Origin of the sequence: Pseudomonas sp. RIT778 (genome assembly GCF_019718735.1) — a bacterium.
Lineage (GTDB): Bacteria > Pseudomonadota > Gammaproteobacteria > Pseudomonadales > Pseudomonadaceae > Aquipseudomonas > Aquipseudomonas aphyarum.
The window spans coordinates 34,456-48,449 of sequence record NZ_JAIHBA010000026.1 but is presented as its reverse complement, the minus strand read 5'-3'; the positions used below and the strand labels follow the sequence as shown (position 1 = coordinate 48,449).

At 61.1% G+C, this 13,994-nt stretch carries 10 protein-coding genes; 4 read left to right on the top strand and 6 right to left on the bottom strand.

Annotated features, from left to right (window positions below; all coding sequences use genetic code 11):
• Positions 1-8 precede the first annotated feature (8 nt).
• Complete coding sequence (locus K5E37_RS18850; RefSeq protein WP_003228401.1) at positions 9-206, top strand: YbdD/YjiX family protein; 198 nt, start codon at positions 9-11, stop codon at positions 204-206.
• A 159-nt stretch (positions 207-365) separates the two neighbouring features.
• Positions 366-1,346, top strand: a complete 981-nt coding sequence (gene yjiA, locus K5E37_RS18845) for a GTPase (protein WP_221534810.1) — start codon at positions 366-368, stop codon at positions 1,344-1,346.
• 113 nt (positions 1,347-1,459) lie between these two features.
• Here the strand turns inward: yjiA and K5E37_RS18840 are convergent, their stop codons facing one another.
• The 5 genes from K5E37_RS18840 to morA form a co-directional block, all read right to left on the bottom strand.
• Positions 1,460-2,170 (bottom strand): GntR family transcriptional regulator, encoded by a 711-nt coding sequence (locus tag K5E37_RS18840; RefSeq protein WP_221534809.1) that lies wholly within the window; start codon positions 2,168-2,170, stop codon positions 1,460-1,462.
• Positions 2,171-2,194: 24 nt separating this feature from the next.
• Positions 2,195-2,899, bottom strand: coding sequence for a FadR/GntR family transcriptional regulator (locus K5E37_RS18835; RefSeq protein ID WP_007950980.1), 705 nt, complete (start codon positions 2,897-2,899; stop codon positions 2,195-2,197).
• 49 nt (positions 2,900-2,948) lie between these two features.
• Positions 2,949-4,262: a C4-dicarboxylate transporter DctA gene (locus K5E37_RS18830; RefSeq protein WP_221534808.1), complete on the bottom strand. Its 1,314-nt coding sequence runs from the start codon at positions 4,260-4,262 to the stop codon at positions 2,949-2,951.
• 277 nt (positions 4,263-4,539) lie between these two features.
• Entirely contained in the window at positions 4,540-5,793 is a 1,254-nt protein-coding gene (glyA, locus tag K5E37_RS18825; protein WP_007950978.1) for a serine hydroxymethyltransferase, read from the bottom strand.
• 350 nt (positions 5,794-6,143) lie between these two features.
• Positions 6,144-9,992, bottom strand: coding sequence for a cyclic di-GMP receptor MorA (morA, locus tag K5E37_RS18820; RefSeq protein ID WP_221534807.1), 3,849 nt, complete (start codon positions 9,990-9,992; stop codon positions 6,144-6,146).
• 287 nt (positions 9,993-10,279) lie between these two features.
• On the opposite strand from morA, the gene ettA reads away from it, so the two are divergent.
• On the top strand, positions 10,280-11,944 hold the full coding sequence (ettA, locus tag K5E37_RS18815) for an energy-dependent translational throttle protein EttA (protein ID WP_007950976.1): 1,665 nt from the start codon (positions 10,280-10,282) through the stop codon (positions 11,942-11,944).
• Between the two features lie 193 nt (positions 11,945-12,137).
• Entirely contained in the window at positions 12,138-13,475 is a 1,338-nt protein-coding gene (gdhA, locus tag K5E37_RS18810) for an NADP-specific glutamate dehydrogenase (protein WP_221534806.1), read from the top strand.
• Here gdhA and K5E37_RS18805 read toward each other — a convergent pair.
• The gene (locus K5E37_RS18805; RefSeq protein ID WP_007950974.1) at positions 13,472-13,966 is read right to left on the bottom strand and encodes a GreA/GreB family elongation factor; all 495 of its coding nucleotides are present in this window, start codon (positions 13,964-13,966) and stop codon (positions 13,472-13,474) included. The genes gdhA and K5E37_RS18805 overlap by 4 nt on opposite strands.
• Positions 13,967-13,994 lie beyond the last annotated feature (28 nt).

The following is a 13,994-nucleotide window of genomic DNA, read 5'->3' as shown; positions in this document are numbered from 1 at the left end:
ATTGCAGCATGTTCAATGACCTGAGTCGCCTCGGTAAATACCTCGGTCAGGCCGCGCGCCTGATGGTCGGCATGCCCGACTACGACACCTACGTCGAGCATATGCAGACCAAACACCCGGACAAACCGGTGATGAGCTACGAGATGTTCTTTCGCGAACGTCAGGAAGCCCGTTACGGTGGCAAGGGTGGGCCGAAGTGCTGTTGATCTGACAGCCCGAGGTTGATGCAATCCCCCTGTGGGAGCGAGCTTGCTCGCGATAGCGTAGTGTCAGTTGGCGAATGCGTTGACTGACACACCGCATTCGCGAGCAAGCTCGCTCCCACATTTGTTTTGTGTTGTTCATCAATTTTGTGAAGGGGATCGATGTTGTCTTCTCCAATACCTGTAACGGTGCTCAGCGGTTTCCTCGGCGCCGGCAAGACCACCTTGCTGCGCCATCTGTTGAAAGCCGAGCACGGCCTGAAAATCGCCGTGATCGAAAACGAATTCAGCGACGCCGGCATCGACACCCAACTGCTGGGCGACGAGCCGGTGCAAGTCATGACCCTGGCCAACGGCTGCGTCTGCTGCACCATCCACACCGATTTGACCAAGGCTCTGTATCTGCTGCTCGAACGGCTGGACAGCGGAGAAATCGCCTTCGATCGGCTGGTCATCGAATGCACCGGCCTGGCCGACCCGGCCCCGGTGGCACAGACCTTTTTCATCGACGAAGAACTGCGCGAGCGTTACCTGCTCGACGGCATCATCACCCTCGTCGACGCGGCCCACGCCGAGCTGCACCTGACCCAGACCATCGCCCAGGCGCAGATCGGTTTTGCCGACCGCTTGCTGGTGAGCAAGACCGATCTGGTGGACGAGGCTGCCTTCACGGCGCTCAGCGAACGACTGACCCGCATCAACCGCCGCGCACCGATCCGCGTGGTCGAACACGGCAACATCGATCTGGCTGAATTGCTCGATGTGCGCGGTTTCAACCTGAATGCCGATCTCGGCGGCGGGGTGAGCTTGCGGCCCGTGAGCAAGGCGCCGTCCATCGACCGGATTTCCAGTCTGGTGCTGCGTACCGATCAGCCGCTGGATATCGATCAGCTCAGCGAATTCATGAATGAACTGCTGGAAGAGCACGGCAAGCAATTGCTGCGCTACAAGGGCGTGTTGAACATCGCGGGCGAAGATCGGCGGCTGGTATTCCAGGGCGTGCTGAAGCTCTACGGCTTCGACTGGGACACCGAGTGGGCCGAGGGCGAGACGCGGGAAAGCGTGATCGTGTTTATCGCCGACGATTTGCCGGAAGAGAAAATCCGGGCGGGGTTTGCTCGGGTGGTTGCACAGCAAAACTGAGTTTGTGGAGGCTCGAAGGGCCTCTTCGCGAGCAAGCCCGCTCCCACAATAGATCGCATTCTGTCAGGAAGAATGCAGTTCATTGTGGGAGCGGGCTTGCTCGCGAAGGCGTTCTAACCAGCAACACAATATCCAGACTCTGAAACCAGCAGTGCCTGCTCCAGGTGATCCAGATGACGGTTCATCAGCGACACCGCCTCGGCAGCGTCATCACGCTCGATCGCCTCGACGATCCGGGCGTGATCCTGCCAGCCGCAACAGCTGTGCGTGATTTCAGTGCATCGCGCAATCGCCAGTGAAGTCAAAGGCACCAGCGTGCCGAGAAAATGCGCCAACGGTGCATTCCGCGCCATTTTCGCCACCTGCAAATGAAACTCCCCGGACAGGCGAATCGCCGCCCCGCGCCGATCTTTATCCACGGCCTGACGCTCGCGTTCGATCAACGCTCGCAGGCGCTTCAAATCTTCAGCCTGCGCATGCTGACAAGCCAATCGCACCAGCGTGTTCTCGGCCAGGCGCCGGGCGTGCAGGGCCTGACGTGTCTGCTCGGCATCCGGCGCGGCCACTCGCGGTCGGTGGTTGGCCCGCAGCACGATGATCTGTTCGTGGGACAGCTGGGTCAGCACCCGACGCACATCAGCGCGGCTGACGCCGAACATCTGCTTGAGACTTTCTTCGGTGAAACGGCTGGCGGCATCGATGCGTTGCTCGAGGATTGCGTCGAACAGGCGCGGATACAGATCGTCCACCGGCGCGTGCAGGCGGGAGAAGGGCAGGGCCGCCGAGGTCGGGCGAGGGTGCGACGGCGTGGCAAGACTGTTCATGGCCGGTCTCCAGTGTGAGGCGTTTCAGTGGCTCAGATTGTCATCCGGAATATTCAGCTCGATGCCCATCCGCTGGCCCTCACGCAAAATGTGCCGGCGCATTTCGGCGCTGGCCTGAGCGCTGTTCTTGCTGCGGATCGCGCGCACCACGGCTTCGTTTTCCTCAAGGCGTTCGGCCAGGTGCTCCGGCGAATTGCGCAGGACTTCGGCGCTTTGCTTGAGAGCATTGCTAGTCTGTTGCACCACGCTCTGGAAAATCGGGTTCGAGGTCAGGGTGAACAGTTCTTCGTGGAACGCGATGTAGGCGCTGACCCCGGCCTCGCTGTCGCCCGCTTCGAGGGCTTCGCGCATGTCCATCAGGGTCAGGCGCAACTGCCCGACTTCCTTGCTGCTGATCGACTGCGCCACCAGACCGACGATGAACGGTTCAAGGGTGTAGCGCAGTTGCAGCACGTCTTCGAGGCTGGCGCCGGCCACTGCGCTGTCGTGGCTTTGACTGTCACTGGCCTGGGCGTCGAGCACCACCACGCCCTTGCCCGGCATCGAGCGCACCAGACCGAGGGTTTCCAGTACGATCACCGCTTCGCGCAGGCTCGGGCGGCTGATGCCCAGTTGCTCGGCCAGCTCGCGCTGACCCGGCAGCATCTCGCCGGAGCGCCACTGACCACGGGCCAGCGCGGCCCGGAGTTTTTCCACCACTGAGTTGACGACGGTTGATGTAGTAATCACGTGTTCGCTCCATGAGCCGTGCCTGCATTGGCGCAGGCACGGCGCTCATTCAGAATTCTTTGGCCGCCGCTTGAGCGACCGTTTTTCTCGGCTGAAAGTTATAGCCCTGCTCGCCGTTGAGCACCTTGTTCGCCCGCTGCACGTCGATGTCCTTTTCCCAGCGGGCGATGGCCACGGTGGCGACGCAGTTGCCGATCAGGTTGGTCAGCGCGCGGCCGATGCCCATGAACCAGTCCACCGCCAGCACCAAAACTAGGCCGACCACCGGAATCGCCGGGATGGCCGTCAGCGTGGCCGCGAGAATCACCAGCGCCGACCCCGGAATGCCGTGGGCGCCTTTGGAGGTAATCAGCGACACCAACAGAATCGTCAGCAGATCGGTCATGGCCAGCGGCGTGCCGGTGGCGTTGGCGATGAACACGATGGCCAGGGTCAGGTAGATCGAAAAACCGTCGAGGTTGAACGAGTAACCGGTCGGAATCACCAGCCCGACGGTCGAGCTGCCGATGCCCAGATGTTCAAGCTTGCGCATGATCTGCGGCAGCACGGCATCGGAGGAGGCGGTGCCCATGACGATCAGCAGCTCTTCACGCAGGTACTTGAGCAACGGCCACATGCGCAGACCGGAAAGACGCATCACCAGACCGAGAATCAGCGCGACGAAGGCGATGCAGGTCAGGTAGAACAAACCGACCAGACTGCCCAGATGTTGCAGCGAATCCAGGCCATATTTACTGGTGGTGAAGGCGATGGCACCGAACACACCGATCGGCGCCAGACGCACGATCATGCCCATGATCCGGAAGATCACATGGCTCAGCTCGTTGATCAGCCGCGAGATCCCGGAAGCCGCTTCGCCCACCAGATTCAACGCGCTGCCGAACAGCACCGAGAACAGCAGCACCTGGAGGATATTGTTATCGGCGAAGGCGCCGAGTACCGAGGTCGGGATCAGGTCCATCAGGAACTGGGTGGTAGTGTGCATGTGCTGGCCGCGTTCGGCGATGTCGCCCATGTCGGCGGCGGACAGCTGCTCCAGATGGATGTTGGCGCCGCTGCCGATCCCGGTGCTGAACGCGAACACCAGACCGATCACCAGGGTGATGGTGGTCAGCACTTCGAAGTAGATCACCGACTTGAGGCCGATGCGCCCGACCTTCTTCAGGTCGCCGGCGCCGCTGATGCCGCTGACCACCACGCAGAACACGATCAGGCCGATGAGCATCTTGATCAGTTTGATGAAACCGTCGCCGAGCGGTTTGAGCTGGGCCGAGTATTCAGGAAGGGTCAGCCCGCAGACGATGCCGAGCACCAGTCCGAGAACCACTTGGAGGAAGATTGAACGCGAGCACCATCTGAGCATGGGAGGAATCCTGGTCGGTGTCCTGGCTGCCGTGCGCGGGGCGCATCAGATTCAGGACTTAATTATTGTGGTCTTACCGGTATGTCCAGTGCGGGTGCAGTCTAGGCGCTGTTTTTTATTGATCGCAAGTGAAAAATGACGAATTGGCATGACCGGTCTGACCAGTTGGGCGCGAGAGCCCGACCTTGAGCCATTTAGCGTTCGAAACTTTTTTGCGGCCGAAAAAAAACCGGCCATCACTTGGCCGGTTTTTCATGCTGCGGTTTTAACGTCGCAATTAAGCGCCGTATACCGGCAGTTTCTTGCAGATGGCTTTGACTTTCTCACGAACGGCGTCGATCACCGCTTCGTTGTTCAGGTCAGCCAGGATGTCGCAGATCCAGCCAGCCAGCTCTTTGCACTCAGCCTCTTTGAAGCCGCGAGTGGTCACAGCCGGAGTACCGAAGCGCAGGCCGGAGGTGACGAACGGGGAGCGTGGGTCGTTTGGTACGGAGTTCTTGTTCACGGTGATGAACGCTTTGCCCAGAGCGGCGTCGGCGTCTTTACCGGAGATTTCCTGCTTGATCAGCGACAGCAGGAACAGGTGGTTTTCAGTACCGCCGGAAACCACGTCGAAACCGCGCTCGATGAACACGCCGGCCATGGCCTGGGCGTTTTTCACCACTTGTTGCTGGTAAGCCTTGAACTCAGGCTGCAGTGCTTCCTTGAAGCAGATCGCTTTGGCGGCGATCACGTGCTCCAGCGGGCCACCCTGGGCGCCCGGGAATACCGCGGAGTTCAGCTTCTTCTCGATGTCGGCGTTGGCTTTGGCCAGGATCAGGCCACCACGTGGACCGCGCAGGGTCTTGTGGGTGGTGGTGGTCACGACGTCAGCGAATGGAACCGGGTTCGGGTAGACGCCAGCGGCGACCAGACCGGCCACGTGAGCCATGTCGACGAACAGGTAGGCGCCAACCTTGTCGGCGATGGCGCGGAAGCGCGGGAAGTCGAGGATCTGCGAGTAGGCAGAGAAACCGGCCACGATCATTTTCGGCTTGTGCTCAACCGCCAGACGCTCGACTTCGTCGTAGTCGATCAGGCCGTTGGCGTCGATGCCGTACTGGATGGCGTTGTACAGCTTGCCGGAGGAGGAAACGCTGGCGCCGTGGGTCAGGTGACCGCCGTGAGCCAGGCTCATGCCCAGGATGGTGTCACCGGCCGACAGCAGGGCCAGGTAAACAGCGGCGTTGGCTTGGGAACCGGCGTGCGGCTGAACGTTGGCGTAGTCGGCGCCGAACAGTTCCTTGGCGCGGTCGATGGCCAGTTGCTCGACAACGTCGACGTACTCGCAACCACCGTAGTAGCGCTTGCCCGGGTAGCCTTCGGCGTACTTGTTGGTCAGTACCGAGCCTTGAGCTTCCATCACCGCTGGGCTGGTGTAGTTCTCCGAAGCGATCAGCTCGATGTGTTCTTCCTGGCGCTGGGCTTCTTGCTCCATGGCGGCAAAAAGATCGGCGTCGTACTTGGCAATAGTCAAATCACGGCTGAACATGGCGGTCCTCAAGGATCGGGGGCAGAAAAGGGGGGCATTCTAACCCATCGGGTTTTGGATGGCATATGAAACGACATCATGTCGCAGACAAGTGGCGTTCATGACAGATGTGCGGTGCTTTTGAAGGCCTCACAATGGCCGCGTTTCAACCGGAGAATACTGATCCACAGCAAGGCCCTGTGGGAGCAAGCCTGCTGGCGATGGCTGCACCGCAGATTTTTCCAGCGTCTGTACCGGCCCTTTCGCGAGCAAGCCCGCTCCCACATTTAACCCGGTTTCTTCAGGAAAAATGCGGTCCACTGTGGGAGCGGGCTTGCTCGCGAAGGCGTCATGAGCAGCACCGCAAAAAATCAGTCGAACATGAACAGCGCATCATTGCTGAACTGCGCCTCGAACCGTCCCGCCGGCATCGGCCGGCCGAACAGATAACCCTGAACCTCGTCGCAGCCATGCTCGCGCAGGAAGTCCAGTTGCTCATGGGTTTCCACGCCCTCGGCGATCACCGCCAGATTCAGGCTGTGGGCCATGGCGATGATCGCCCGGGCGATCTGCGCGTCCTGCTCGCCGGACGGCAGGCCGTCGACGAAGGTGCGGTCGATCTTCAGCACGTCGATCGGGAATTGCTTGAGGTAGTTCAGCGATGAGTAACCGGTGCCGAAGTCGTCTACCGCGATGCTTAAACCGAGGTTTTTCAGGCCGGCAAGGATCTGCATCGCTTCGCTGACTTCGCGCATCAGGATACTTTCGGTCAGTTCCAGCTCCAGGCACGCCGGCGGCAGGCCGGTTTCCTTGAGGATGGTGGCGATCCGCGTGCCGAGCTGGCCGTCGGAGAACTGCCGGGCGGAAATGTTCACCGAGACCTTCGGCACGCGCACGCGGCTCTGGTGCCAGGTCTTGAGCTGGCGACAGGCCTCGCTGATGACCCAGTCGCCGACGTCTACCACCAGCCCGAGCTCTTCGAGCACCGGAATGAAATCTCCCGGCGGCACCAGCCCGCGACGCGGATGACGCCAGCGCAGCAGGGCTTCGGCGCCGGTCAGGCGTTTGCCGTCGCCGCTGAACTGCGGCTGGTAATACAGCACGAATTCGTTCTGCTCGAGGGCGTGGCGCAGATCGCTTTCCAGCTCCAGACGCTCCAGCGCACTGGCGTTCATGTCGGCCTGATAGAACTGGAAGTTGTTCTTGCCGCGCTCCTTGGCGTGGTACATCGCAGTGTCGGCGTTCTTCATCAACTGACTGAGTTCGTTGCCGTCCTGCGGGCTCAGGGCGATGCCGATACTGGCGGTGACGAAGAACTCGCGACCCTCCAGCACGAACGGTCGCACCAGACTGGCGAGGATTTGTTCGGCCACGTGGATCGCACGGTTCAGCGCCATCTCGCGGCTGGAGCGGTGTTGCAGCAACAGGGTGAATTCGTCGCCGCCCATCCGCGCCACGGTGTCGTCATCGTCGACGCAGGCCAGCAATCGCGTGGCCATGTCCTTGAGCATGCGGTCGCCGGCGGCGTGGCCGAGGGAGTCGTTGATCGGTTTGAATCGGTCGAGGTCGAGGAACATCAGCACCACCCACGACTTCTGCCGCTCGGCCGATTGCAGCGCGGTGTGCAGACGATCCTGGAACAGCGTGCGGTTCGGCAGATGGGTCAGGGCGTCGTAGTAGGCGAGGCGGTGAATCCGCTGCTCGCTGGCCTTGCGCTCGCTGATATCGCTGAAGAAGCACACGTAACTGGCCAGGTCGCCCTCGTCGTCGAGCACGGCGGTAATACCGACCCATGCAGGGTAATGCTCGCCGTTACGGCGCTTGAGCCAGACCTCGCCTTCCCAGGTGCTGTGCTGATGCAACTGCTTGAGCACGTAGCGCAGGTGCGCGTCCTGCTGTTCGTCGACGGTCAGCATGTTCGGCAACTGGTCGAGCACTTCGCTCACCGCGTAACCGCTGACCCGGCTGAACGCCTCGTTGGCCTGGACAATGTAACCGGCCGGGTCGGTGATCAGGATCGCCGAGGTCGAGTGCTCGAATACCGTGGCCGCCATGCGCAGGTCTTTCTCGGCGCGGCGTTGCTGGCTGATGTCGCGACCCACCCCGAGCACGCCTTCGAAGGCGCCGTGTTCGTCCCACACCAGCACCAGACGCAGTTCGATCGGGATCTTGCGACCGTCGGCGCGCAGGCAGTCGAACAGGAACATCTGGGTCTGCACCTGGCTGCGCAAAATCACCAGTTGCTCGGGTTTGCCCAAGGCTTTGCTGACCCGATCCATCAGGTGATAGATGCCGCTCAGTTGCTGCGGGTTGGCGATGGTCGACTGCCAGCCGTTCTGGAAAATCCATTCGGCGTCATAGCCCAGCACCGCCTGCACCGACGGGCTGACGTAGTTCAGCGACAGCTGGCTGTCGGTGGAGAAAATCACGTCGCTGATGCTTTCGGCGAGCATCCGGTAGCGTTGTTCGCTGTCGCGCAACGATTCGCTGGCTTCGATCTGCTCGGTGATGTCCTTGGCCACGCCGATGATCCGCGTGACCTGATCGTGCTTGTCCCGGGCCAGCGCCTGTTCGCGAATGTCGAAGCGCCGCCACTTGCCGTCGCGATGGCGGAAGCGCAGCTGGCATTGCAGCAGCTGACTGTAACCGGCGTGACGCTGCATCTGCCGCGAGCGGTGGTAATAGTCGGCGTCTTCCGGGTGCAGGAGGATTTCCCAGAAGTACTCGCCCATCTGGTGCAGTTCGGTGCGGTTGTAACCGAGGGTCTGGCCGAGGTGGTGGTTGCTGAAGATCATCCGCTGGCTGATCACGTCCTGCACGTACAGATGATCCGGCACGGTACGCACCACGTCCGACCAGAAACCTTCGCGCTCCAGCAGCGACAGCTCGATCAGCTTGCGGCTGGTGATGTCGTTGATGCTCAGGATTACGGCTTTGTAGTCGTGCTGTTCCTGCGGCAGGCGCAGCACCAGCCACAGGTGCTGGTCGCGGCCATTGATGTCCGGCAGCTTGATTTCCAGTTCCAGCTGCTTTTGCTGCTGGAGCACGGCGTCGAGTACCTGATTGCCGATAGCGCACTGACTGTGCGGCTGACCGTCGATCAACAGTTGCCAGGCGTGGTCGCAGGAATTGACGTTGAGCAGTTGCAAGGCGACCTGGTTGACCTCGGTCACCCGCAGTTCGTGGAGCAATTGCTGGCGCTGCGCCGGCTGGTCGAGCCAGGCCTTTAGCTGGTCGCTGGTCTGGATCTGGGCCTTTTCAAAAACCTGCTTGAGCCCCGAAAGATCCAGCACGCACAGCGCCACGCCGGTGCCTTCGAAAATATCCTGATAACGGCGGCGCCCTTCATGCACCTGACGCTGACGGCGGCGCATGTTGAGCAGCGCGATAAACGGCAGCAGCGAGAGTGCCAGGCCCAGCAGGCATTTGCCGATGAACGCCGGCAGCAGTTGTTCGAGCACATGCTGACGGTCGAACAGGCCACGCAGTTGCCAGTCGCTGCTGCTCAGCGGCACGGTCAGCACGCTGTTGGCCAGATCGTCCGGGGTCAAGGTACTGGTCTTGGAAGAAGGCAGGGCTTCGTCGCGGCTGATGATCTGATGGTTGACGCGGTTTTCCACCAGCCACAGCGGACGGATACCGGCTTCGCCCTGTTTGGTCAGTGCGTCGAAGAAGGTCGGTGTCAGGCGCAGCGCCCAGTAACCGCGCGTGCTGCCGCTGGCCTGATGCAGCAACAGATGCACCACCGAACCGTCGTCGGCGTTACTGAAGTAATGGGCTTGAGCGCGACTGCGGCGAACCAGATCGCTGAGGTAATCGGCGTCGTGGCTGTCAGTGGCGCTGTCGCTGAGGATTTTTCCGGAGGGGCTGAGCAGGGCCAGGCTGCGCAGGTCGGGCAGCGATTTCTGAAGTTTGCGCAGCAGCGCCTGCTGTTCGTCGGCTGATTGCGGTTGTTCGACGATCGGTAGCAGGTTGAGGGCAATCTGCGCGTTCAGCGCCATGTTCAGGCTGACCTGAGCGGCGAGGTCGGCGGTGTAGTCGATGGTGTACTGACGCTGGTTTTTCTGGGTTTCGCGCAGTTGATCGAGCAGCTGCCAGAACAGCAGCGCGAGCAGCAACAGCACCAGTGTCGCCAGCGCGCCTTTCAATGTTCCGCGCAGGGACGAGCCGGGCGCCGGTTGGGTGCTGCTCACAGAGGCTGGCGGAGTGACGTTGGACAAGCTGTAATCCTGCGGTCTGGCTGGACTGGCGCGACGTGCACTATAAGCCGGACGCCCAAGGGGCGGCTAGCATGCCTTGAGTTGTGGCGAAGTGCCAGCCCCACTCGGCTGGACTGCCTTTCATCATTAAGGTAGCTTTGCCGGTTACGCGGGAGCGTTCCAGCTCCTAGAATCAGACTTTTTTCAGCGCGCACGCATTGATGACCATCAAGTGAACGACGCGCATCGGTCTGGCCGGGCATCGCCTGCGCTCCAATCATTCATCTGTCACTGACCCAAGGTTCTCCATGGCTCAATACGTCTTCACCATGCATCGGCTGGGCAAAGTTGTTCCGCCGAAGCGGGAAATCCTGAAAAACATTTCGCTGTCTTTCTTCCCCGGCGCCAAGATCGGCGTACTCGGCCTCAACGGTTCGGGTAAATCCACGCTGCTGAAAATCATGGCCGGCGTCGACACCGAGTTCGAAGGCGAAGCGCGCCCGATGCCGGAACTGAACATCGGTTACCTGCCGCAAGAGCCGCAACTGGATCCGACCAAGACCGTGCGTGAAGTGGTCGAGGAAGCGGTCAGCGTGATCAAGGATGCGCAAGCGCGTCTGGACGAGGTCTACGCCGCTTACGCCGACCCGGACGCCGACTTCGACAAGCTGGCCGCTGAACAGGCCAAGCTCGAAGCGATCCTGCAGGCCAGCGACGGTCACAACCTGGAACGCCAGCTGGAAGTCGCCGCCGATGCGCTGCGTCTGCCGGCCTGGGACGCCAAGGTCGAGCACCTGTCCGGTGGTGAAAAGCGTCGTGTGGCCCTGTGCCGTCTGCTGCTGTCCGCCCCGGACATGCTGCTGCTCGACGAACCGACCAACCACCTGGACGCCGACTCCGTTGCGTGGCTCGAACACTTCCTGCACGACTTCCCGGGCACTGTGGTAGCGATCACGCACGACCGTTACTTCCTGGACAACGTTGCTGGCTGGATTCTGGAACTCGACCGCGGCGCGGGCATTCCTTACGAGGGCAACTACTCGGGTTGGCTGGAAGCCAAGTCCGATCGTCTGGCCCAGGAATCCAAGCAGCAATCGGCTCACGAAAAAGCCATGAAGGAAGAACTTGAGTGGGTGCGCAAAGGCGCCAAGGCCCGCCAGTCGAAATCCAAGGCTCGTCTGCAACGCTTCGAAGAAATGCAGTCGCAGGAATTCCAGAAGCGTTCGGAAACCAACGAGATCTACATCCCGGCCGGTCCGCGCCTGGGTGACAAGGTCATCGAGTTCAAGAACGTCACCAAGGGCTACGGCGATCGCGTCCTGATCGACAACCTGTCCTTCTCGATGCCCAAAGGCGCCATCGTCGGCGTGATCGGCGGTAACGGTGCCGGTAAGTCGACCCTGTTCCGCATGCTGATGGGCAAGGAAACCCCGGATTCCGGCAGCATCGAGATCGGCGAAACCGTGCAACTGGCCTGCGTTGACCAGAGCCGCGAAGACCTGGACGGCAGCAAGACCGTGTTCCAGCAGATCTCCGATGGTTCCGACCAGATCCGTATCGGCAACTACGAGATCCCGTCGCGTACCTACGTCGGTCGCTTCAACTTCAAGGGCGGCGATCAGCAGAAGTTCGTCAAGGACCTGTCCGGTGGTGAGCGCGGTCGTCTGCACCTGGCGCTGACCCTGAAGGAGGGCGGCAACGTCCTGCTGCTCGACGAACCGTCCAACGACCTCGACGTTGAAACCCTGCGTTCCCTGGAAGAAGCCCTGCTGGACTTCCCGGGCGCCGCCATTGTGATCTCTCACGATCGGTGGTTCCTTGACCGCGTCGCGACTCACATCCTGGCGTACGAAGACGACTCGCAAGCCGTGTTCTTCGAGGGCAACTACACCGAGTACGAAGCCGATCGCAAAAAGCGCCTCGGCGAAGCAGCGGCCCAGCCACACCGGGTACGCCACAAGAAACTGGCCTGATAACAGGTTGGTTGCATGAAAAAGCGGGGCCTTCGGGCTCCGCTTTTTTTTGCCTGCAATGCAGACTGTTTTATAGCGTGTGTACTATTTGTTTTCATAAATGCGACATTTTTGTCTGTTGCTGTGTACATATCGTTTGTTACAGTCCGGCTCAATCTCCTCCAACGACAACAAATTTGCCGAGACTTTTCCCATGATCGAATCCGTCGAATCCTTCCTCGCCCGTCTGAAAAAGCGCGATCCGGATCAACCCGAATTCCACCAGGCCGTCGAAGAAGTCCTGCGCAGCCTGTGGCCGTTTCTCGAAGCCAATCCGCACTATCTGACCTCCGGGATTCTGGAGCGCATTTGCGAGCCGGAGCGGGCGGTGGTGTTCCGTGTGTCGTGGGTCGACGATCAGGGCAAGGTCCAGGTCAATCGCGGTTTCCGCATCCAGATGAACAGCGCCATCGGCCCGTACAAGGGCGGCTTGCGCTTCCACCCTTCGGTGAACATGGGTGTGCTGAAATTCCTCGCCTTCGAACAGACCTTCAAGAACTCCCTGACCTCGTTGCCCATGGGCGGCGGCAAGGGCGGTTCGGACTTCGATCCGAAGGGCAAGAGCGACGCCGAAGTCATGCGTTTCTGCCAGGCGTTCATGAGCGAGCTGTACCGCCACATCGGTGCCGACGTGGACGTGCCGGCCGGGGATATCGGTGTCGGCGCACGGGAGATCGGATTCCTGTTCGGCCAATACAAACGCCTGAGCAACCAGTTCACCAGCGTGCTGACCGGCAAGGGCATGACCTACGGCGGCAGCCTGATCCGTCCGGAAGCCACCGGTTTCGGTTGTGTGTATTTCGCCGAGGAAATGCTCAAGCGCCGCGAGCAGAGCGTCGAAGGCAAACGCGTGGCGATCTCCGGTTCCGGCAACGTTGCGCAATACGCGGCTCGCAAAGTGATGGATCTGGGCGGCAAGGTAATTTCCCTGTCTGACTCCGAAGGCACGCTGTATTGCGAGGCGGGCCTGAGCGAAGAACAGTGGCTGGCGCTGCTGGAACTGAAGAACGTCAAGCGCGGACGGATCAGCGAATTGGCTTCCGCCTTCGGCCTGGAGTTCCGCGCCGGTCAACTGCCATGGTCGTTGCCGTGCGATATCGCGTTGCCTTGCGCCACCCAGAACGAACTCGACGCCGAATCCGCCCGCACCTTGCTGCGCAACGGCTGCTTCTGCGTAGCAGAAGGCGCCAACATGCCGACCACCCTCAATGCTGTGGATATCTTTATCGAGGCCGGCATTCTGTTCGCGCCGGGCAAGGCCTCGAATGCCGGCGGCGTGGCGGTCAGCGGTCTGGAGATGTCGCAGAACGCCATGCGCCTGCTGTGGACGGGCGGCGAGGTGGACAGCAAGCTGCACGGGATCATGCAGTCGATTCACCACGCCTGCGTGCATTACGGTGAGGAAAACGGCCGGATCAACTACGTCAAAGGCGCGAACATCGCCGGCTTCGTCAAAGTCGCCGACGCGATGCTGGCGCAAGGCGTAGTTTAAGAACGCTCGATGCGGATCACTTCGATCAGTTGATCGCCGGCCGGACGCTGCCACAGCACTTCATCGTTGAGCCGCGCGCCAAGCAGCGCACGGCCCAGCGGTGAGGCCCAGTTGATCAGACCGTTGGCCGCATCGGCCTGATCCTCGCCGACCAGTTGCACCCGGCGCTCGGTGTCGTGTTCGTCGGCGTAGGTCACCCAACTGCCGATCTGCACCTTGTCGTTCGACGTCGGGGCCGGGGCTACTTGAGCGCTGCCGACCCGTTGATTGAAATAACGCAAATCCCGTTCGAGATCGGCCAGCCGCTGCTTGTCGGCCTGTTCGCCCTTGGCGGACTGTTCGGCGTGCAGGGTTTGCAGTTCGGCGACTTTCGCCTGCAACTGGGCAAGGCCTTGCGGCGTGACGTAATTGGGCTGTGTGCTGACCTGCCGTTCGACCGGCTGATCGGCTTGCGCAGCGGCGTTGTCTTCGTTGACGAAGGCGCGACTCATGATGGGCTCCTGTTACAACCGTTGGGCC

Excerpts from the sequence above, each read along its gene's own strand:
- K5E37_RS18850 (WP_003228401.1), top strand. The coding sequence starts at position 9 with ATGTTCAATGACCTGAGTCGCCTCGGTAAATACCTCGGTCAGGCCGCG.
- yjiA (WP_221534810.1), top strand. The coding sequence starts at position 366 with ATGTTGTCTTCTCCAATACCTGTAACGGTGCTCAGCGGTTTCCTCGGC.
- K5E37_RS18840 (WP_221534809.1), bottom strand. The coding sequence starts at position 2,170 with ATGAACAGTCTTGCCACGCCGTCGCACCCTCGCCCGACCTCGGCGGCC.
- K5E37_RS18830 (WP_221534808.1), bottom strand. The coding sequence starts at position 4,262 with ATGCTCAGATGGTGCTCGCGTTCAATCTTCCTCCAAGTGGTTCTCGGA.
- glyA (WP_007950978.1), bottom strand. The coding sequence starts at position 5,793 with ATGTTCAGCCGTGATTTGACTATTGCCAAGTACGACGCCGATCTTTTT.
- ettA (WP_007950976.1), top strand. The coding sequence starts at position 10,280 with ATGGCTCAATACGTCTTCACCATGCATCGGCTGGGCAAAGTTGTTCCG.
- gdhA (WP_221534806.1), top strand. The coding sequence starts at position 12,138 with ATGATCGAATCCGTCGAATCCTTCCTCGCCCGTCTGAAAAAGCGCGAT.
- K5E37_RS18805 (WP_007950974.1), bottom strand. The coding sequence starts at position 13,966 with ATGAGTCGCGCCTTCGTCAACGAAGACAACGCCGCTGCGCAAGCCGAT.